Origin of the sequence: Xanthobacter aminoxidans (assembly GCF_043193615.1) — a bacterium.
GTDB lineage: Bacteria > Pseudomonadota > Alphaproteobacteria > Rhizobiales > Xanthobacteraceae > Xanthobacter > Xanthobacter aminoxidans.
On sequence record NZ_JBAFUS010000006.1, the window covers coordinates 19286 to 37660 of the forward strand.

Annotated in this window: 17 protein-coding genes and 1 tRNA gene; 7 read left to right on the forward strand and 11 right to left on the reverse strand. The window is 70.6% G+C overall.

All coding sequences use genetic code 11. From position 1 onward, the window contains the following. Positions 1–47: 47 nt before the first annotated feature. The 3 genes from V5F74_RS22390 to V5F74_RS22400 form a co-directional block, all read right to left on the reverse strand. On the reverse strand, positions 48–1052 hold the full coding sequence (locus tag V5F74_RS22390) for a GGDEF domain-containing protein (RefSeq protein ID WP_394010020.1): 1005 nt from the start codon (positions 1050–1052) through the stop codon (positions 48–50). A gap of 378 nt (positions 1053–1430) precedes the next feature. Further along, positions 1431–1506 (reverse strand) — tRNA-Ala (locus tag V5F74_RS22395). A 156-nt stretch (positions 1507–1662) separates the two neighbouring features. Then, entirely contained in the window at positions 1663–2058 is a 396-nt protein-coding gene (locus tag V5F74_RS22400; RefSeq protein ID WP_029555951.1) for a TIGR02300 family protein, read from the reverse strand. Positions 2059–2251: 193 nt separating this feature from the next. On the opposite strand from V5F74_RS22400, the gene aroA reads away from it, so the two are divergent. Together aroA and cmk are read left to right on the forward strand one after the other, a co-directional pair. Further along, positions 2252–3634, forward strand: a complete 1383-nt coding sequence (aroA, locus tag V5F74_RS22405; RefSeq protein WP_394010021.1) for a 3-phosphoshikimate 1-carboxyvinyltransferase — start codon at positions 2252–2254, stop codon at positions 3632–3634. A gap of 10 nt (positions 3635–3644) precedes the next feature. Further along, positions 3645–4265: a (d)CMP kinase gene (cmk, locus tag V5F74_RS22410; protein ID WP_394010022.1), complete on the forward strand. Its 621-nt coding sequence runs from the start codon at positions 3645–3647 to the stop codon at positions 4263–4265. Here the strand turns inward: cmk and V5F74_RS22415 are convergent. After that, positions 4262–5242, reverse strand: coding sequence for an LLM class flavin-dependent oxidoreductase (locus V5F74_RS22415; RefSeq protein WP_394010023.1), 981 nt, complete (start codon positions 5240–5242; stop codon positions 4262–4264). The two genes, cmk and V5F74_RS22415, sit on opposite strands and share 4 nt — an antisense overlap. A gap of 187 nt (positions 5243–5429) precedes the next feature. Here V5F74_RS22415 and V5F74_RS22420 point away from each other — a divergent pair, with 187 nt between their 5' ends. Beyond that, entirely contained in the window at positions 5430–6119 is a 690-nt protein-coding gene (locus tag V5F74_RS22420; RefSeq protein ID WP_169124795.1) for a fumarylacetoacetate hydrolase family protein, read from the forward strand. 84 nt (positions 6120–6203) lie between these two features. Here V5F74_RS22420 and V5F74_RS22425 read toward each other — a convergent pair whose 3' ends face one another. Beyond that, positions 6204–7409: a beta-ketoacyl-[acyl-carrier-protein] synthase family protein gene (locus V5F74_RS22425; protein WP_394010024.1), complete on the reverse strand. Its 1206-nt coding sequence runs from the start codon at positions 7407–7409 to the stop codon at positions 6204–6206. Beyond that, on the reverse strand, positions 7406–7693 hold the full coding sequence (locus V5F74_RS22430; protein WP_024281096.1) for an acyl carrier protein: 288 nt from the start codon (positions 7691–7693) through the stop codon (positions 7406–7408). Before V5F74_RS22430 ends, V5F74_RS22425 begins: the two co-directional genes overlap by 4 nt. Before the next feature lie 179 nt (positions 7694–7872). Here V5F74_RS22430 and V5F74_RS22435 point away from each other — a divergent pair, with 179 nt between their 5' ends. Both V5F74_RS22435 and V5F74_RS22440 read left to right on the forward strand, forming a co-directional pair. Next, positions 7873–8076 (forward strand): hypothetical protein, encoded by a 204-nt coding sequence (locus V5F74_RS22435; protein ID WP_394010025.1) that lies wholly within the window; start codon positions 7873–7875, stop codon positions 8074–8076. Further along, the gene (locus tag V5F74_RS22440; protein ID WP_394010026.1) at positions 8077–8694 is read left to right on the forward strand and encodes a cysteine hydrolase family protein; all 618 of its coding nucleotides are present in this window, start codon (positions 8077–8079) and stop codon (positions 8692–8694) included. A 34-nt stretch (positions 8695–8728) separates the two neighbouring features. Here V5F74_RS22440 and V5F74_RS22445 read toward each other — a convergent pair whose 3' ends face one another. The 4 genes from V5F74_RS22445 to V5F74_RS22460 form a co-directional block, all read right to left on the reverse strand. Continuing rightward, complete coding sequence (locus V5F74_RS22445) at positions 8729–10300, reverse strand: FAD-dependent monooxygenase (RefSeq protein ID WP_394010027.1); 1572 nt, start codon at positions 10298–10300, stop codon at positions 8729–8731. Between the two features lie 69 nt (positions 10301–10369). Next, positions 10370–11446: an NAD(P)/FAD-dependent oxidoreductase gene (locus V5F74_RS22450; RefSeq protein WP_394010028.1), complete on the reverse strand. Its 1077-nt coding sequence runs from the start codon at positions 11444–11446 to the stop codon at positions 10370–10372. Next, positions 11443–14097, reverse strand: a complete 2655-nt coding sequence (locus tag V5F74_RS22455) for a LodA/GoxA family CTQ-dependent oxidase (RefSeq protein WP_394010029.1) — start codon at positions 14095–14097, stop codon at positions 11443–11445. Before V5F74_RS22455 ends, V5F74_RS22450 begins: the two co-directional genes overlap by 4 nt. A gap of 76 nt (positions 14098–14173) precedes the next feature. Continuing rightward, complete coding sequence (locus V5F74_RS22460; RefSeq protein ID WP_394010030.1) at positions 14174–14779, reverse strand: biliverdin-producing heme oxygenase; 606 nt, start codon at positions 14777–14779, stop codon at positions 14174–14176. A 397-nt stretch (positions 14780–15176) separates the two neighbouring features. Between V5F74_RS22460 and V5F74_RS22465 the strand changes: the two genes are divergently transcribed. Next, positions 15177–15770 (forward strand): superoxide dismutase family protein, encoded by a 594-nt coding sequence (locus V5F74_RS22465; protein ID WP_374254620.1) that lies wholly within the window; start codon positions 15177–15179, stop codon positions 15768–15770. Positions 15771–16070: 300 nt separating this feature from the next. Continuing rightward, entirely contained in the window at positions 16071–17279 is a 1209-nt protein-coding gene (locus tag V5F74_RS22470) for an ABC transporter substrate-binding protein (protein ID WP_394010031.1), read from the forward strand. A gap of 25 nt (positions 17280–17304) precedes the next feature. Here V5F74_RS22470 and V5F74_RS22475 read toward each other — a convergent pair whose 3' ends face one another. Continuing rightward, positions 17305–18249, reverse strand: coding sequence for a DMT family transporter (locus V5F74_RS22475; RefSeq protein WP_394010032.1), 945 nt, complete (start codon positions 18247–18249; stop codon positions 17305–17307). Positions 18250–18375 lie beyond the last annotated feature (126 nt).

Here is an 18375-nt window from a genome sequence, read left to right on the forward strand (position 1 = left end):
CGCAAACGGCGGCGGGCCTCCTCCCGCCGCCACCACCGCCGGGCCGATCAGCCCAGGGTGCTGCGGCAATAGAGATCGCGGCCGCCGTCCTTTGCTGCGTAGAGCGCGGCATCCGCCGCCGCGAACAGGTCGGCAAGATTGTCGCCCCGCGCGGTGGCCCCGCCGATGCTCGCCGTCACCCGGCCGCCGGAGGGATGGGGAATGTTCTCCGCCCTCAGCGCCGCCAGCAGCGCGGCCCCCACCGCATCGCAGCCGGCCTCGTCGGTATCGGGCAGGATCACCGCGAATTCCTCGCCGCCATAGCGCGCCGCCGTGTCCTGCGCCCGGGCCGGCTGCCGCGCCAGCATGCCGCCGATGGCGGCCAGCACCGCATCTCCCGCCTGATGGCCCCACAGATCGTTCACCACCTTGAAGTGGTCGACGTCGATCACCAGCAGCGACAGCGGGCCGGCGAGGCGCTGGGCCCGGCGCACCGCGCGCTCCAGCGCCGCGTCGAAGCTGCGCCGGTTGGGCAGGCCGGTGAGGTCATCCACCTGCGATTTGCGCGCAAGATCGAGATTGAGGCGCAGCAGCTCCACTTCGTCGGCCGCCACCGCCGCGAGGTCCAGCAGCGGGCCGAAGTCGAACGCCTCCTGGTCCCGCGCCTCCCGCCCCATCACGCACAGCGAGCCGATGACCAGCTCGGGCGCCACCATCAGCGGCGCCCCCGCATAGAAACGCAGCGGCAGGTGCGCCACGGCGGGATGGCCGGCGAGGCGCGGATCGCACGTCATGTCGCCGATCACCAGCGGCGCGCCGCTCTCCACCATCACGTTGCAGAGGCTGTCGCGGCGGGGGACGCTCGCCGGCACGAGAGCCGACGTGCGCGATTTCTGCCACTGGTGGGTCGCGTCGATGAGGCTGAGGAAGGCGACGTCCGCCCCGTAGAGCCGGCGTGCCAGCCGGGTCAGGCGATCGAATCGCTCGTCCAGCGGGCTATCCATGAGGCCGCATGTCGCAAGGACGGCGAGGCGGTCGGCCTCGTTGGCGGGGGCGGCGGGGGGTGACCACACGGGCTGGACCTCGATCGATGACGCTGGGGCGGGCGGACCGGTCGGCGGCGAAGGTGGGGATAACTCTTGCCGAGGCTGGCAGGTGCCCCCCGCCGGCGCAACGGGCGGGCGAGAGGCACACAGGCGTCCGCACAACCTGGAAGCGTGCCGCCCTTGCAGAACTGGAGACGGCCGGCGCGGGACGGCTGATTCGCGGCGCGGGACATCCGAATCGGACGATGATTCGCGGGCGCGGCGAAGGCGCCTTAAGCAGACACATCGAATCGCGCGCAACGCACCTGATCGCGGGGACGTCCCTGCGGGACCTATGGATGGGATGTCACGGGAGGGAGAAAAACCCGGAAAAGCCTACTTGGTGCTTCAGGCCGGGTAGAAATTTGGTGGAGCCAGGCGGAATCGAACCGCCGACCTCTTGAATGCCATTCAAGCGCTCTCCCAACTGAGCTATGGCCCCACCGGGCCGCGGGCTGCGCACTTTCCGCTCGAACACCAAGGTCGAAAAACCTCGGCAGGAGAGCCAGTTAGCGCGCCGGGAAGTCCCGCGGCGGGGTGCCCGGCGACTCATGTCCGCCGAGCGAGAGCGGCCTTAAAGCACAGGCCGCGTCGGGTATCAAGCCTCTTCGTCGTCTTCGAGGCCCTCACCGATCAGATCGGAGACGTCGTCCCCATCATCTTCGTCTTCTTCGAGGAACGTGTCGTCGTCACCGGCCTCGATGTCGTCGTCCACGTCCACATCGTCACCGACCACCACCTTGGTGGGGGCCGCAGCTTCCTCGTCGGCTTCCTCGAGGCTGATGACCTCGGCCTCGGCCTCCTCGCCATCCGCCTCTTCAGCGACGGCTGCACGCGGCTCGGCGCGGCTGGCGCCGCGAGCTGCGGGTTCAAAATATGACCTCGGATAGGATTCCCCCGTGAACGGCGACACGATGGGGTCCTTGTTGAGGTCGTAAAACTTGCGCCCCGTGACAGGACAGATGCGCTTGGTGCCGAGTTCGGGCTTCGCCACGGCAAAGTTCCTCGGGAGCTGTATAAGGAGCGTGCTCCATTGGCGTTTCGCCCGCGCCCTGTCAAGCGCAGATCGTCATGGCGTCGCAACAGCGTGACGCCGCGGGCGGGGGCGTGCTAGACGACGGCCCGCAACGAACATGCGGCGATCGCCCCGGCCAAGGCCTGCGGCAGACCGCCCGAGCGAGGCAGGAATGGCCCATCCCGAACCCGCAACCGCAGGCGCTGCCGAGGCTCACGGCCACGGCACGGGCGAGGCCCGCCCCGCCACCGGGCGCCGCTCCCCCGCTTTGTCGGGCCGGGTCCGGGTGCCGGGCGACAAGTCGGTCTCCCACCGGGCGCTCATCTTCGGGCTGTTCGCGGAGGGCACCACCCACATCACCGGCCTGCTCGAAGGCGAGGATGTGCTGAATACCGCCAAGGCCTGCGCGGCCCTTGGGGCCTGCGTCACCCGCACCGGCGAGGGCGCCTGGGAGGTGACGGGCACCGGCGGGCGCGGCCTTGCCTCCCCCGCCGCCCCGCTCGATTTCGGCAATTCCGGCACCGGCGTGCGGCTGATGATGGGCGCGGTGGCGGGCCAGCACGTCATCGCCGGCTTCGACGGCGATGCGAGCCTGCGCCGCCGGCCCATGAAGCGCGTGCTCGATCCCCTCGCCCAGATGGGCGTCGAGGTGGTGGCGTCGGCCGAGGGCGGCCGCCTGCCGCTCACCCTGAAGGGCAGCAGCGCGACCAAGGCCATCACCTACGAGACCCCGGTTCCCTCCGCGCAGGTGAAGTCCGCCGTGCTGCTCGCCGGCCTCGGCGCCGAAGGCGAGACGGTGGTGATCGAGCGCGAGGCCACCCGCGACCATACCGAGCGGATGCTGGAGCATTTCGGCGCGGAGATTTCCGTCGAGCCCCACGGCGCCCATGGCCGCCGCATCACGCTGAAGGGCCGGCCCCACCTCGTCGCCGCGCCGGTGGACGTGCCGGCCGACCCCTCCTCCGCCGCCTTCCCGCTGGTGGCGGCGCTGATCGTGCCCGGCTCGGACGTCATCCTCACCGACGTGATGATGAACCCGCTGCGCACCGGCCTCATCACCACCCTCCTCGAGATGGGCGCGGACATCACCGTCGTCGCCGAGCGCACCGAGGGCGGCGAGCGGGTGGCGGACCTCCGGGTGCGCCATTCCCGCCTGAAGGGCGTGGAAGTGCCGCCCGAGCGGGCACCGGCCATGATCGACGAATATCCCGTCCTCGCCGTCGCCGCGGCCTTCGCCGAGGGCACGACGGCCATGCGCGGCCTGTCCGAGCTGCGGGTGAAGGAGAGCGACCGCCTCGCCGCCGTCGCGGCCGGCCTTGCCGCCTGCGGCATCGCCCACGAGGTGAAGGGCGACGACCTGCTCGTCACCGGCGCCGCAACGGTCAAGGGCGGCGGGCCGGTGGAGACCCACATGGACCACCGCATCGCCATGTCCTTCCTGGTGCTGGGGCTTGCCAGCACGGACGGCGTGAGCGTGGACGACGTGGCCTTCATCGCCACCTCCTTCCCCACCTTCATGCCCATGATGCGCGGCCTCGGCGCCGTCATCGACTGACGGGGCGGCCATGGTCATCGCCATCGACGGGCCGGCCGCGTCCGGCAAGGGCACGCTGGCCCGGCGGCTCGCCGCGCATTACGGCCTGCCGCATCTGGACACCGGCCTGCTCTACCGGGCGGTCGGGGCGCGCTGCCTCGCTGACGGCCGCCTCGGCGATGAGGCGGCTTCGGTTAAAGCCGCGCAGAGCCTCGACGTCTCAGTGCTGGACCCGGACGCGCTGCGCACGGCGGAACTGGGCGAGGCGGCATCCGTCGTGGCCGCCCGGCCGGGCGTGCGCGCGGCGCTCCTCGATCTCCAGCGCCGGTTCGCCGGCCAGACGGGCGGCGCGGTGCTGGACGGGCGCGACATCGGCACCGTCATCTGCCCGGACGCGCCCGCCAAGCTGTTCGTCACCGCGCGGCCGGAGGTGCGGGCCGACCGGCGGTTCCGCGAGCTGGTCGGGCGGGGCGAAGAGATCACCTATGACGCGGTGCTGGCGGACATCCTGAAGCGCGACGAGCGCGATTCCGGCCGCTCCAGCGCGCCGCTCCTCAAGGCGGACGACGCCGTGCTACTCGACACCTCCGACCTCGGCATCGAGGCCGCCTTCGCGGCGGCGCTCGCCATCGTCGAGGCGCGCCGGGGCTAGGCGACCGGGAGCTGCGGGCGGATCCGGAGGGCGAACGCCTCCAGGTCCGCCATACGCTTGTCGAAGGCGGGCGCCAGCGGCTTCAGGACCAGCGCACGCGGCGCCAGCCCCCGTTCCAGCGCCGCCACCTGTTCCACCACGTCCGCCTCGGTGCCGATCAGGGAATCCGCGATCATCCGGTCGAGATCGAACCACGGCGCCCAGTCCGGACGCACCTTTTCCGTGGTCGCCTTCATGCGCTCGACGAACGGGGCGAGGAATGCACGCGCCTCCTCCTGCGCCTGCGCCCGGCTGTCGGCGAGGTGGAGGAAGCGCAGCAGGGTGAGGCACCGTCCCGCCTCGGGGGCGGCGGCACGATACTGCCGGACGCTCTCCGCAATGCCGGCGAGGGGAAAGGGCGGCGCCGCCATGATGCCGTAGCCGCGCCGGGCGGCGAGGGCCACCGTCTCGGCCGTCGCCGAGGCGATGTGGATGGGCACGGGCGCCTGAACCGGACGCGGCACCAGCTCAAGGTCGTTGACCTTGAAGAAGGCCCCGTCCCGGGTCACGGGACCGCCATCCAGCAGCGCGGCGACGAGATCGAGCGCTTCCAGCATCCGGCCGCGGCTTTCCTCCCTGGCCACGCCGAAATGCGCCTCGTGCAGGGGAAACGGCCCGCCGCGGGCGACCCCGAGTTCGAGCCGGCCACCGGACAGGATGTCCACGGTTGCCGCGTCCTCGGCCACGCCCACGGGATGGTGCAGCGGCAGCAGCACCGCCGCCGACCCGAGCCGGATGCGCGTGGTGCGGCCGGCGAGATAAGCGAGGATGGCGAGGCAGGAGGGGCTCGCCGCCTGCGGGTTGAAATGATGCTCGGCGATCCATGCTTCCTCGAAGCCGAGCGCCTCCACCCGCTCAACCAGCGCGGTCTGCTCGGCATAGGCGGCGGCATAGTCCTGGCGGGGGTTTTCATAGGTGCAGAAGAGGCCCAGTCGCATGGCAATCCCCGGAGCGGAATGAGCGGGTACCGACCTGCGGCCGGCACCCCGCATGAAATGACGCTATATTAATTTGAATACAGCTTTGGCGCCATGCTCCGGTCCCGCCGACCCGCGCTGCGACGTTTCGCCCTTTTCTCCCCGGCGGCGGCGCCCTATTCAGGACGCCGAAACTCCGGAGCGCCCCATGGCCAGCTACGTCTTCCAGCCCCAGCCCCATCCGCATCTGCCCATCGTCGGCAGCGACGCGGTCTTCCCGGTGCATCGCATCTATTGCGTCGGCCGCAACTTCGCCGACCACGCGGTGGAGATGGGCCACGACCCCAACAAGGAGCCGCCCTTCTTCTTCCAGAAGAATCCGGACACGCTGGTGCGCTCGGGCTCGACCATCTCCTATCCCAAGCTCACCAAGGACCTGCACCACGAGGTGGAGCTGGTGGTGGCGCTGAAGGAAGGCGGCGAGGACATTCCGGTGGAGCGGGCGCTCGACCATGTGTTCGGCTACGGCGTCGGCCTCGACCTGACCCGGCGCGACCTGCAGGGCGAGGCGAAGAAGCTCGGCCGCCCGTGGGAAACCGGCAAGGCCTTCGAGGAGTCCGCCCCCTGCTCGGCCATCCTGCCGGTGGCGACCGCCGGGCACCCCGGCACCGGCCGCATCTTCCTGAAGATCAACGACCGGATGAAGCAGGAAGGCAACCTCAACCAGATGATCTGGAAGGTGCCGGAGATGATCGCGACCCTCTCCACCCTGTTCCGCCTCGCCCCCGGCGACCTCATCTTCGCCGGCACCCCGGCCGGCGTCGGCCCCGTGCACAAGGGTGACGTGCTGGAAGGCGGCGTCGAGGGCGTCGGCGAGATCCGCCTGACGGTGGACTGATCGGCAAGGTCGGTGAACAGGCCCGTGACGTCGTCACGGGCCTCGGCCGGCCGGCGCGGCGCCTGAGCGACCCGCCCGGCGGCTTCAGGCGGCCCTGATCGCGAGCACCGCGTTCAGGCCGCCGAAGGCGAAGGCGTTCACCAGGGCGATTTCCGCCGAGGCCGCCCGTGGCGCGTTGGGCACGCAATCCACGTCACACTCGGGATCGTGCTCGCGGAAATTCAGCGTGGGCGGCAGGAAGCCGTTGCGCATGCCCAGCAGCGCCGCCGTCACGCCCAGCGCCCCCGAGGCGCCGAAGCAGTGGCCGGTCATGGATTTCAGCGACGACACCGGCACCTTGGCCAGCCGGTCGCCCAGCACCGTGCGCAGCGAGGTGGTCTCGGTCTTGTCGTTCAGCACCGTTCCGGTGCCGTGGGCCGCGACATAATCCACCGCGCCGGCATCCAGCCCCGCGTCGTCGAGCGCCGTGGCAATGGCGCGGGCGGTGCTCGAGGCATCGGGCGCCGTGAGGTCCGCGCCATCGGCGGTCATGCCGAAGCCGAGCACCTCACCGAGGATGGTGGCGCCACGGGCGCGCGCCCGCTCCATCTCCTCCAGCACCAGCACGGCCGCGCCTTCACCCAGCACCAGCCCGCTGCGGTCCTTGGAGAACGGGCGGCAGGTGTCGGCCGCCAGCACGCGCAGCGCCTCCCAGCTCTTCACCATGCCGAGCGTCAGCGGGGCCTCGCAGCCGCCGGTCACGGCCATGTCCAGCATCCCGCCGCGGATCATCTGGAAGGCGAGGCCAATGGCGTGGGAGGCGGAGGAGCAGGCCGAGGCGGTGCTGAAGCTCGGACCGGTGATGCGGTAGGCCATGGAAATCTGGCTGGCCGCGGACGAGGGCATGACGCGCGGCACCGTGAAGGGCAGCGGGCGCGTGCCGTCGCGCAGGATGCGCACATAGCCCTCTTCCAGCGTCTGGCAGCCCACCGCCGCGCCGAAGATGACGCCGGCCTTCTGCGGCGATACGCCCTCGGTGGCGCCGGCCGCCTCGGTCATCGCTTCCGCCGCCGCCAGCAGGGCGAACTGGCCGGACCGGTCGATGGTAGAAATCTGCCGCGGATTAAAGTGCGCCTCGGCGGAATAGCCGGGCACCTCCCCGACCACCCGCGTCTTCACCTGATCCTGCGGCACCAGCGTGAGCGGCCCGATACCGCCGCGCCCCTCCTGCAAGGCCGCGAGGTGGGCGGGAATGCCGAGGCCGAGGGCGGAAACGGCACCGATGCCGGTGATGGCGACCCTGCGGCTCATCGGGCCGGCTGCGCTGTGGAAACCTTGCCGCTCCGCGCGTCGATAAGCTGCTCGACGGCTTCGAGCAAGGCGAAGACCTTCACGTCATTGCTTTCCAGCACACCTTGGGACGGCACCTCGATACCAAAGCGTTCCTCGATCTTGAAGATCAGCTCCACCATATCGAGCGACCCGATCCCGAGGTCCGCGACGCTGGTTTCGGCGTCGATGATGGTCGGATCGATGGATGCCTCTTCCGCGATGACCGCGAGGATTTCGGCCCTGCGTCCGCTGAATTCCGCCACGCAACTTCTCCGTACCCGGTCCACGGCGGCGGTGCCGCCGTCACCCCCTCCGGGAGGGGCTAAAATGCACAGCAGCACCGGGGCTGTCCACCTGCCGCCGCGTCGGGAGCCGGAACCCGCCCGCGCGCCGTGCCGTTGAGCCCGACAAGCCCGCCGGTTGCGGGCGGCGAGGAGGCGCCATGACGTTTGAACCGCGACTCGTTTCCGAGGCCGACGCGACCCGCCTCGGCGTCATGCCCGGCTGGTGGGCCCTAGCCCCGGACGGCACGCCCGTCGCTGGCCCCTATCCGAACCAGGAAGCCCCCATCGTCGGCATCGGCAAGCGCGGGGCTGATCAGCCCACGGGCAGGGCCGGCCAGAGCGGCCCGCCGCCGGAGGAATGAATGGGACAGGGCCTGAACCGCGCCATCGGCCCGCGTACGGTGCATCTGTGCGTGGACATGCAGCACTTGTTCGCCCCCGGCGGGCCATGGCCGACGCCGTGGGCGCCGCGCATCCTGCCCGTCATCGTCGAACTGGCGGCCCGCGCGCCCGGGCGCACGCTGTTTTCCCGCTTCATCCCGCCCCATGCGCCCGAGGCCCTGCCCGGAAGCTGGCGCCATCTCTACGGAAAGTGGCGCGAGGTGACGCAGCAGGAGCTGGCGCCGGAGCTTCTGGAACTGGTGCCGGAGCTTAAGCGCTTCACACCGCCGGCGCGGCTCATCGACAAGACGCGCTATTCGGCGTTTTCGTCCCCGACCCTGCTGCCGACGCTCGCCCATCTCGGCGCCGACACGCTGGTGCTTTCAGGCGCGGAGACGGATGTCTGCATCCTCGCCACCCTCTTCGATGCGGTGGACTACGGCTACCGCGTGGTGGTGGCGCGGGATGCGGTCTGCTCGTCCTCCGATGCCGGGCACGACGCGGTGCTGGGCATGCTGTCGCAGCGCCTATCGATGCAGGTGGAAGTGGCGGATGCGCAGGACATCCTCTCCGCCTGGCGCACCGACGCCGCCGCGTAAGGCGGGCCGCCCCCACGGTCGTCCTACGTCCTGATTACCGCCGCAAGCCCAGCTTCAGCCCATAGGCGGTGAGCGCCGTCTCGTGGCCCGAATCGGCCCTCAGGCCCACATGACCATCCGGCCGCACCACCAGCAGGGTGATGCCGGAGATGCCGAGCCGCGCCGCATCGTCGGCCGAGAGGCTGGCGACCCCCGGCCCGCCGCCCGTCACCGCCGCCGCGAAGCTGGCGCCATAAAGGGGGGCGGCGCAGCGCTCGGCCAGCGCATGGTAGAGGCTGGCGAGCGTTTCGCCGCTGGCGCGCTCGCCGCCCAGCAACAGGAGGGTGTGGCCCGTGCGGTTGACGAGATCGTCCAGCATCAGCGCCGCGCCGTCCGCCGTGCCCACCGCGATGCGGTCGGGCAGGCGCTGGCCGGGGGCCAGTCCCGGACCCGCGTCGCCCGCCACGATGGGCGAGGCGGCATAGTCCACATCCAGCTCGGCCTCGGCCACCGCCTCGTGGTGGCGGGTCTGCGGATCGGCGAGCACCTCGCGGATAATGGCATTGCGCGCCTGCCGGTCGGCGGCGTCCTTCAGCATCTGGGCGCTGTCCGCCTCGTCGCCGGAGGCGGTGATGCGCTGGGCCACCGGCCGGCGCTCGGCCTCGTAGCTGTCGAGCAGGGTGTCGGCGCAATGGCCCTGCGCCACCAGAGCCAGCTTCCAGGCGAGATTGAAGGCATCCTGGATGCCGCTGTTCATGCCATGCCCCTGGATGGGGCTGCAGGTGTGGGCGGCATCGCCGGCCAGCAGCAGGCGGCCGGACCGGTAGTGCTGCGCCACCCGCGTGTAGCACTGGAAGCGGACGGGGTTGGCGACATCCACGAAGCGCGAGGCCGGCAGGTAGCGCGCGAGGGTGGCCGACGCGTCCGCCACGAGATCGCTGTCCGGGCCGCTCGGCCGCACATAGGCGCGCCAGCGCTCGCCCGGCAAGGCGGTGAGGATGAGCGGAATCTCGTCCAGAAAGGCGTAGTTGGCCTCGAAGGCGTGGGGGAAGTCGGTGAGGGTAGCGTCGAACACCGCCCACGGCTCTTCGATGGGGTGGCCATCCTGCCCGATGCCGGCGAGGGTGCGCACGGCGCTGCGGTGGCCGTCGCAGCCCACCACCCAGCGGGCCCGGATCACCTTGGTTTCGCCGCCGCTCTCCAGCATGGCGACGACGCCATCACCGTGCGCCTCCAGGTCCACGAGCTTGGTGCCGCGCGTCACCCCGCCACCGAGGCGGACGAGGTAATCGGTGAGGATCTGCTCCGTCACCTCCTCGGAGATGCCGAGATTGAAGCCGTAGCGGCTGCCGGCGAGGCCGAGATCGATCTCGCCCAGCACCGCCCCGTCCGCATGGATGCGGGCGACGCGCTGCTTCACCCCGGCATCGAGCAGGGCGTCGGCAAGGCCGAGGTGGTCGAACACTTCGATGGAGCGCGGATGCACCACGGTGGCGCGGTCCCAGGCCAGCGGCGCGTCGTGGGCGTCGATGATGAGGCTGTCCACGCCCCGCCGCTTCAGCTCGGCACCGAGCAGCAGCCCGGTAGGGCCGGCCCCCACCACCAGGACGGTCACGTCAGGAACCACGGCGTTCTCCCCTTTTCCGGCAATGGAGCACGGCCAAGCTGAAACGCAAAGGGGGGCGGGTCCGGGGGCTCAGGCCTTCCGGGGCTGGCGGCGCCGGGTCCAGAAGGGCGTGTCGCGCCAGCGGGTTTCCATCAGGGCGTAGTGGCGGCCGAGGTCGGCGGTCTCGCCTTGCAGCGTGCGGTAGTCCTCGTCCCAGCCGGCGAAGGCCGAGCCATCCCCGGCCAGTTCATCCGCCACCAGCCCGCCGGCCCGCGCGCCCATGAGGATGGCGGCGGAAATGCCCTGCGAGGACAAGGGATCGAAGGTCATGGCCGCATCCCCCGCCGCGCACCAGCGCGGGCCGTGGAGGATGCGCAAGGCTGCGGTTTCCGCCGGGTAGGTGCGGGGCACGGCCGCGCCGGCCCCCGCCCCCGCGAGGCGCCGCATGTGAAGCGTTTCCGACAGCCGCCGCGCCCATCCGGCGACGCCATCCCCCAGAAGGTCGGCATCGGTGAGGAAGGCGAGGACGCGCCGTCCGCCCGGAAGGGGTGTCGTGTACCACCAGCCGTCCGCCACCGCTTCCACGCTCGTGCCGCGATAGGGGTCGGCATCGGCCAATGTCGCCACCAGCGTCACCTGACGGTCGAAGGCCTCCCGCCCCGAACCCATGTGCCGCGCGACGGCGGCGGCCCGCCCGGTGGCGTCCAGCACGAAGCGCGCGGCGAGGCGCCGGCCGTCCCGCAGCGTGATGTCCCATCCCTCTGGTGCGGCGGCGATGGTCTCCAACCGCCCCGCCGCCAAAGTCGCGCCGGCCGCCTCGGCACGGGCGCGGGCATCGGCATCGAAGCGGGCGCGGTCGAGCAGCCAGCCACCACCGAGGGGATTGGCGAGAAAGTCGGTCTCGATGAGGTCGTCGCTGCCCCAGCACGAGCGGGTGCCGTAGGCGGGAAGGTGACGGCCTTCGTCCAGTAGCCCCGGCCCGAAGGCGGCATCCACCAGCCTCGCCATGCCCGGCGGCAGGCTCTCCCCCGGCCATACCTGGCTGCGTGCATCGTGGAGCAGCACCACCCGCAGCCCCCGCCCCGCCGCGGCGATGGCGGCGGCGGAGCCAGCCGGGCCGGCGCCCGCCACGAGGAGATCGCAGATCATCCCGCGCAGGGGTGTCATCCGATGAAGACGAGGCCGCCTGGATTGGGCAGGCCGTCGGCGAAGTCGGAGACGATGCCCACCTCGCCCTTCAACTCCACCTTCTTGATGAGCCGCCCCCGCGTCTGCGAGGTGAAGAGGTCGCCCTTGAGATTGAACGCCAGCCCGAACGGCATGGTCAGCTCCGCCCCGCGCAGGATGAGCGGGATGGGCGCGCCGAGGGGGTCGAAGCGCTTCACGCCATTGTCCAGCTGGTCCGCCACATAGAGGCGGTAGGAGGTGTCGTAGGCCATCTGGCGGGGATTGCGGAAGCCGGTGAGCCAGTTGAGGTTGATGATCTCGCCGGTGGTCGCATTGATGCGCGCCACCGAGGTGCCGCCCCAGCTCACCAGCAATGCGCCATCCGGCGCGATGATGATGCCGATGGGCGAGACGAGCCCCGCCTCCGGCGGCACCAGCACGCGGCTCTTCCCGTCCGGCGTGATGAGGGAGACGAAGCCCTTCTCCACCCAGTTGGCCACATAGAGATTGCCCTGCCGGTCGGCGGCGATGCCCATGGGCTGGGAGAAGCCCTCCGCGAACAGGGAGACCTCGCCCTTGGGCGTCACCCGCCGCACGTAGCCGGCATTCATGCAGGAGACGTAGAGGTTGCCGTCGAGGTTGCGCGTCATGCCCTCCGGCCGCTCCAGCGGGGCGGACAGGGCCATCACCGTCACACCGCCCTCGGCATCCACGAGGCGCAGGCTGTTGTCGTCGGAATTGGCCACGACAAGGGGAAAGGTCGCCGCCTGCGGATAGAGCGTATTGGCGCCGTAGCTCACATCCGGCTCGCGGGCGAAGCCCACCAGCGTCTCCACCTTCATGCGCGCCGGGAAGGCGCCGTCGCGCGGGCCGGGGCGGTCGGCGACGATTCCGAGGCGGAACCAGTCCTGCGCCATGGCCGCGAGCACCGGCGGGCGGGTCGGCGCGCTGATGAAGCGTTCCCAGTCGAGGCGGCGGGCGAAGGCGGCGCGCCGCTCATCGATGGCGCGGGCGGTGTCCATCACCACTTTGTAGTCCGCCTCCGACAAGACCGTGTTCGGCACCCGCGCCGGCCAGAAGGCGGGCAGCACGGGAGAGATGGACGACTGGTAGCCCGAGCGGCAGCTCGCCCAGTCCGCCTGCCACGGCAGGCCCAGCCACTGGGTGATGCCGCCTGGACCGAGGCGGGAGAGCGGACCCGATTTCGACAGCGCCTCCGGCGAGGTCATGTCCGGGCCGTAGTCGGTGAGGTCCACCGAGCGCGCGGTGGAGGCAAGGCGCATGTCCGCCGTCCAGATCCACGGCACGCGGGCGATCCACGGAAATTCCTGCCCCGGATGGAACGGCCCTCCCACGCACGCCTCCAGCGCCGCGCGGTCCAGCGCCGCCGGCTGGCCGCCGAGGGCGATCCCCTCCAACCGTCCCGCGCGGGCCGGGCGGCCGGGGGTGAAGCGGCCGGCCGCCCAATTGCGCAGATGGGCGTATTGCAGCGGCGTCAGCGTCATCCACTGGCGCGGCTCGATGACATCGGGCGGCAGCACCAGATGATCGCCATAGAGCTGCGGCTCCAGATCCGGCCGCACGTCGGGCGCGGCGGGGTCGCGGAACAAAGCGAGGATCTCCGCGCGGAAAGCCGCATTGGCCGGCGATGCATCCGCGAGGCGGGCGCGGATGGCGGGGCGGGCGAAATCCTTCGCCGATCCGTAGCCGAATTTGGCGAGGAAGCCCGCATTCACCCATTGCAGATCGGACAGGCGGGCGAAGATGGGCCAGACGTGCTCCTCGAACACCGTCGCCGGTGCCTTGCGCTTGCTGGCGGCGACCAGCGTCGCCTCCACCACGTCATGGAGCGTCACGAGGCTGGTCGCGATGGCCGGCGCGTAATTGGGGCCGACACTGATGAGCCAGGCGGGATCGGCGCGGAATTCCCGGCCGCTCAGGCGCACCACGGCATCCACCGGGCCGTCGCCGGTGTCGTCGGCCCAGCCGTCATTGTCGGCATAGCCGCTCATGGGCGGGGCATCGGGGGCGGGATGGCAGCGGCCGGAGGCGGGCATCACCACGAGGCGGCCGTCGGAATCGGTCATCACCTCGCCGAGATTGACCGACTGGCCCTGAAAGGCGCCGCCATCGAGCCGCTGGGGCTTGGCCCCCGGCCCGGTCACGGTGCGCGGCCCGGGCACGATGGCGAGGCTGGCGCGGTCCGCCACCTTGGCGTTGCGGCGGCCGGCGGCGGGCGCGCCGGGCAGGTCGAAGGGAATGTCGATGCCGTACCAGAGCGCCTTGGTATTGGCGACGGTGAGCGTCCAGGACACCTCCGCCTCGCGCGCCGTCACCTCGCCCAGCACGCGGCCCTGCGCATCATAGGCGAAGAGGCGGAAGCGCGCGGCCTGCTTGGCCATGGCGCCGGCCTCGTCCTTGAACGGGCCGACCGGGACCCCGCCCGGCACCTCGGGACCGAAATAGAAGGCATCCTTGCTGTTGCCGACCCGGGCCACGCCGATGGCGGGATGGATGGCGATGCGCGCCACCCGCTTCGGGTCGATCCCGCCCGGTGCGGCCGACGCCTGCGTGGCGCCCGTCACTCCAGCCGAAAGCCCCGCCGAGAGCCCCGCAACGAATGCGCGACGCGACAGCACCCCGTCCCCCATGGCCCCCTCCCGCTTGCGAGCGGCGCGAGACTATGCGGGCCGGGGCGGCGGCGTCCAGAGCTTGGCGGTAGTCGGATCAGCCGAAAGCGGCGCCCACATAGAAGGCGACCCGCGTGAAGGCGGCTTCGGCCCCCTTGGCGGCCCGTGCCTCCTCCCCGGCCGAGAGCGGCACCGCATCCAGCGCAGCGACGAAGGTCTTCCAGTGGAGGCCCCGCCCCTCGGGCGCGGCGGCCAGATGCCGGGCGCCGAAGCGCTCGTCGAGGCCGAGGGCGGCGGCGGCCTTCAGCAGGAAGGCGGCGCCGAGGTTCGATCCCTCAGCCACATAGAGCCAGCCGAGCGCCTCCGGCAGCGGTGCATCCGGGCCGAGCGCGGGGGCATCGCCCGGCGCGGGCACGGGAAGGCCGAGATCGGTGAGATCGGCGGCGATGTCGGCGAGCCGGCGGCGGCCGGGCAGATCGGGCAACAGCGCGCCGAGGGCCGGGCTGTCATAGAGCGCGGCGATATCGCGATGAAACAGATACTGCACCGTGAGGAAGCGGCCATAGCGCTCCCGGCTCTCGAACGGCCGCCCGGCCATGATGGCGCTGTCCAGCCGCTCATGGGCGGCATGGGTGAGGGCCTTCAGCGCCGAGGCACGGCTTTCGGCGCGGGCGGGGGAGCGGTCGAGTTCGGCGGTGGTCATGGCAGCCTCAATATTTGAACTATTCTCGATCAAAACAGATGATCTTGCGTGTCACAGGGGATCATGACCTGTCTAGGTGGATATGCTGCATCCTGCAAGACGCTACGGAAGCGTCTCCATCAAAGTGGGAAAGTCATCGCCGCACACGCGGCGCCACGAAATCGACGGACGCCGCATCATCACATCAGACGGCGGGCGGTGCCAGCTTTGCCATTCGGTGACACCAGCTCCCGAAACGGGAGCTTTGCTGGAAAAATTCCAATCAACATTCGGAACGTTCGCGGCGGGGTGGCGATAGGAGCAGAGGGGCCGGCTGCGGCCCGGTCGAGTTCGCCGCAGCGTTGATGTAGGCTCGTCGCGGAGGCCGGCGCGCCGTCCGGCCCGAGGAGGAACGTCCATGCGTCCGTTCACCAAGTCTGCCCACTCCGTTCGGGCAACGCGCTCCCTTCCCCTTCTCGCCGCGCTCCTCACCGGCCCGCTGCTCATCGCGCCGGCCCTGGCTCAGGCCCCGGCGGCTGCGCCCGCGGCCGTGCCCGCCGCGAAGGTGGTGAAGGCGGACATCATCAACAACGAGGGCAAGACCATCGGCTCCGCCACCGCCACCGGCACCGAGCGCGCCACCATCGTGCGCCTCGCGCTCTCCGCCGGCGCGCTGCCGCCCGGCTGGCACGGCATCCACTTCCATCAGGTGGCCAACTGCACCGACACCGCCAAGTTCCTGGATTCCAAGGGCCACGTGAACCATCACGACAAGGCCCACGGTCTGCTCAATCCCAACGGCCCGGACCAGGGCGACCTGCCCAACATCTATGCCAACGCCGACGGCTCGGTGAACGCCGAGGTGTCCAGCACCACCGGCCTCACCGACAAGGATGGCCTCGGCCAGCCGGGCGGCTTCGCGCTGGTGATCCACGCCAGCCCCGACGACTTCATCACCCAGCCCATCGGCGGCGCCGGCGCGCGCATCGCCTGTGCCGCGTTCAAGCCCTGAGGGCTCTGAATGAGGTTCGTCGGACGGATCGACTGAGACCGCCGTCATGCCCGGGCTTGTCCCGGCCATCCACGCCGGGCCGATCGCAGAATGGCCGGAGGGGGTGCCCGGCCTCACCACGTGGATGGCCGGGACAAGCCCGGCCATGACGGCTCGTGAGAACCCCATCGGGCCCATATTAACATCATATAAATGTGCAACTAAAGAACACACCCCCATTTTTCGATAATTGATTGAACCCCTCGATTTTGTGGTGATACTCCGCGCCCGAATTGCCCCATCCCGCGCGGAGCCCATTTCATGCGCCTGTCCCTGCCTCTGGCCGCCCTCGCGGCAACCCTCCTCTCGCTCCCCGCCCTTGCGGCAGACCCCAAGCCCCTGCGCATCGGCGTGCTGAACGACCAGTCCGGCATCTATGCCGACATGGCCGGACCCGGCTCGGTCATTGCGGCGAAGATGGCGGTGGAGGATTTCGGCGGCAGTGTGCTGGGCCGGCCCATCGAGATCATCGCCGGCGACCACCAGAACAAGCCGGACGTGGGCTCCGCCATCGTCACCCGCTGGATCGACGAGGACGGGGTGGACGTGATCGCCGACATCCCCACCTCCTCCGTGCTGCTGGCGGTGCAGGAGATCGGCCGCACCAAGAACAAGCTGGTGCTGGCCTCAACCGGCGGCTCCTCCGATTTCACCGGCAAGGCCTGCGCGCCCACCGGCATCCACTGGACCTACGACACCTATGCACTGGCCGCCGGCACCGGCGCGTCGCTGGCCAAGGACGGGCCGTGGTTCTTCGTCACCGCCGACTATGCCTTCGGCACGGCGCTGGAGCGCGACACGGCGAAGGCGGTGGTCGCGGGCGGCGGCAAGGTGGTGGGCAGCGTGAAGCACCCGCAGGGCACCGCCGACTTCTCCTCCTTCCTGTTGCAGGGCCAAGGCTCGGGCGCGAAGCTGATCGCCTTCGCCAATGCCGGCAGCGACACGGTGAACGCCATCAAGCAGGCCAACGAGTTCGGCATTCCCCAGTCGGGCATCAAGCTCGCCGGACTCTACCTGCACATCACCGACATCCACGCCATCGGCCTTCAGACCGCGCAGGGGCTCATCCTCACCCAGGGCTTCTACTGGGACCTGAACGACGAGACCCGCGCCTGGTCGAAGCGCTTCTACGAGAAGCACAAGGCCATGCCGACCATGGGACAGGCCGGCACCTATTCGGCCATCCTGCATTACCTGAAGGCGGTGAAGGCCGCCGGCACCACCGACACCGCCACCGTCGCGGCGCAGATGAAGGCGACGCCGGTGGACGATTTCTTCTCCCACGGCGGGCGCATCCGCGAGGACGGCCGCATGGTGCACGACCTCTATCTCTTGCAGGTGAAGACGCCGGCCGAGCAGAAGTATCCGTGGGACTATCTCAAGCTCATCCGCACCATTCCCGGCGACGAGGCGTTCCGCCCGCTGGCCGAAGGCGGCTGCCCGCTGGTGCGCCAGCAGGCGGCGAAGTAGACCGCGCGACGCGCTTCCCCGCCGCCTATCCGCGCCGGGGGAGCGGCCCCCCGCTCGCGAGATACACCCCGATGGTGGCGGCGAAGATGCCCAGCCAGTCCGTGCCGGACGGGTACTCGCCGAGGATGGGGATGGCCATGAGCGCCGCCATCACCGGCACGCAGGCGCCGAAGGCTGCGCCCGCCGAGGCGCCCAAGAGCGCGACGGAGCGAGCGAACAGGAACAGCGAGATCACGGTGGCGAAGACGCCCTGATAGACCGCCTGGAAGATGACATCGCGCAGCGGCGCATCGAACGCGGTGAAGCCGTGCAGCATGCCGTAGAGGGGCAGATAGAGCAGCGCCGAGCCCACCGAGACCACCGCCACCGCATGGAGCGCACCGAGCCCGCTCTTGCGCAGCGCCACCGCATAGCAGGCCCACATGAAGGCGCCGGCCATGCACAGGAGGTGGCCGATGCCCGAGCCCAGCCCGGTGGCCACCGCCCCCACCCCGGCGATCAGCGCCACGCTCGCCAGAATCAGCGCATAGCCTACCTTCCGCTGCACGCTGAACCGCTCGCGCAGGGCCACGGCCGAGATCAGCGCCACGAACAGGGGCATGACGCCGGGAATGAGCACCCCCGCCTCCCCCGCCGGCGTGGTGCGCAGGCCGAAGCCGGCCACCACCGCATAGGGCGCGCCGGCCCCCGCGATCATCACCAGAAGCCGCCACGGCTTGGCCTTGTCGAGCCCCAGCCCGTGGCGCAGCAGCACCGGCAGCAGCACGAGGCCGGCGGTGGCGTAGCGCAGCATGGTCACGTCGTAGACGCCGAGGGACGAGGTGACGCCGAGCCGGGTGATGGACATCCACCCCGCCCAGATGGTGACGCTCGCCAGCCCGAACAGCGCCCCCGCCACATAGCGCGCTGTGGGGATGGTTGCGACCGCCTGCGTGCCCGTCGTCTGTGAAGAAGCCGTGTGCGTACTCATGCTCGCCGCGTGCCTGCCTGACCGGATTCGGGCCCAAGCTACCCCGCGCGATCCATTCAGCCTAATGAGAGTTTGAGCTGCAACCCATGAGGTCCCCTGATGAATGGAGGCCCGCTGATGGATCGG

Excerpts from the sequence above, each read along its gene's own strand:
- V5F74_RS22415 (WP_394010023.1), bottom strand. The coding sequence starts at position 5,242 with ATGCGACTGGGCCTCTTCTGCACCTATGAAAACCCCCGCCAGGACTAT.
- V5F74_RS22465 (WP_374254620.1), top strand. The coding sequence starts at position 15,177 with ATGCGTCCGTTCACCAAGTCTGCCCACTCCGTTCGGGCAACGCGCTCC.
- V5F74_RS22455 (WP_394010029.1), bottom strand. The coding sequence starts at position 14,097 with ATGGGGGACGGGGTGCTGTCGCGTCGCGCATTCGTTGCGGGGCTCTCG.
- V5F74_RS22425 (WP_394010024.1), bottom strand. The coding sequence starts at position 7,409 with ATGAGCCGCAGGGTCGCCATCACCGGCATCGGTGCCGTTTCCGCCCTC.
- cmk (WP_394010022.1), top strand. The coding sequence starts at position 3,645 with ATGGTCATCGCCATCGACGGGCCGGCCGCGTCCGGCAAGGGCACGCTG.
- V5F74_RS22420 (WP_169124795.1), top strand. The coding sequence starts at position 5,430 with ATGGCCAGCTACGTCTTCCAGCCCCAGCCCCATCCGCATCTGCCCATC.
- V5F74_RS22450 (WP_394010028.1), bottom strand. The coding sequence starts at position 11,446 with ATGACACCCCTGCGCGGGATGATCTGCGATCTCCTCGTGGCGGGCGCC.
- V5F74_RS22435 (WP_394010025.1), top strand. The coding sequence starts at position 7,873 with ATGACGTTTGAACCGCGACTCGTTTCCGAGGCCGACGCGACCCGCCTC.
- V5F74_RS22475 (WP_394010032.1), bottom strand. The coding sequence starts at position 18,249 with ATGAGTACGCACACGGCTTCTTCACAGACGACGGGCACGCAGGCGGTC.
- V5F74_RS22470 (WP_394010031.1), top strand. The coding sequence starts at position 16,071 with ATGCGCCTGTCCCTGCCTCTGGCCGCCCTCGCGGCAACCCTCCTCTCG.
- V5F74_RS22460 (WP_394010030.1), bottom strand. The coding sequence starts at position 14,779 with ATGACCACCGCCGAACTCGACCGCTCCCCCGCCCGCGCCGAAAGCCGT.
- V5F74_RS22440 (WP_394010026.1), top strand. The coding sequence starts at position 8,077 with ATGGGACAGGGCCTGAACCGCGCCATCGGCCCGCGTACGGTGCATCTG.
- aroA (WP_394010021.1), top strand. The coding sequence starts at position 2,252 with ATGGCCCATCCCGAACCCGCAACCGCAGGCGCTGCCGAGGCTCACGGC.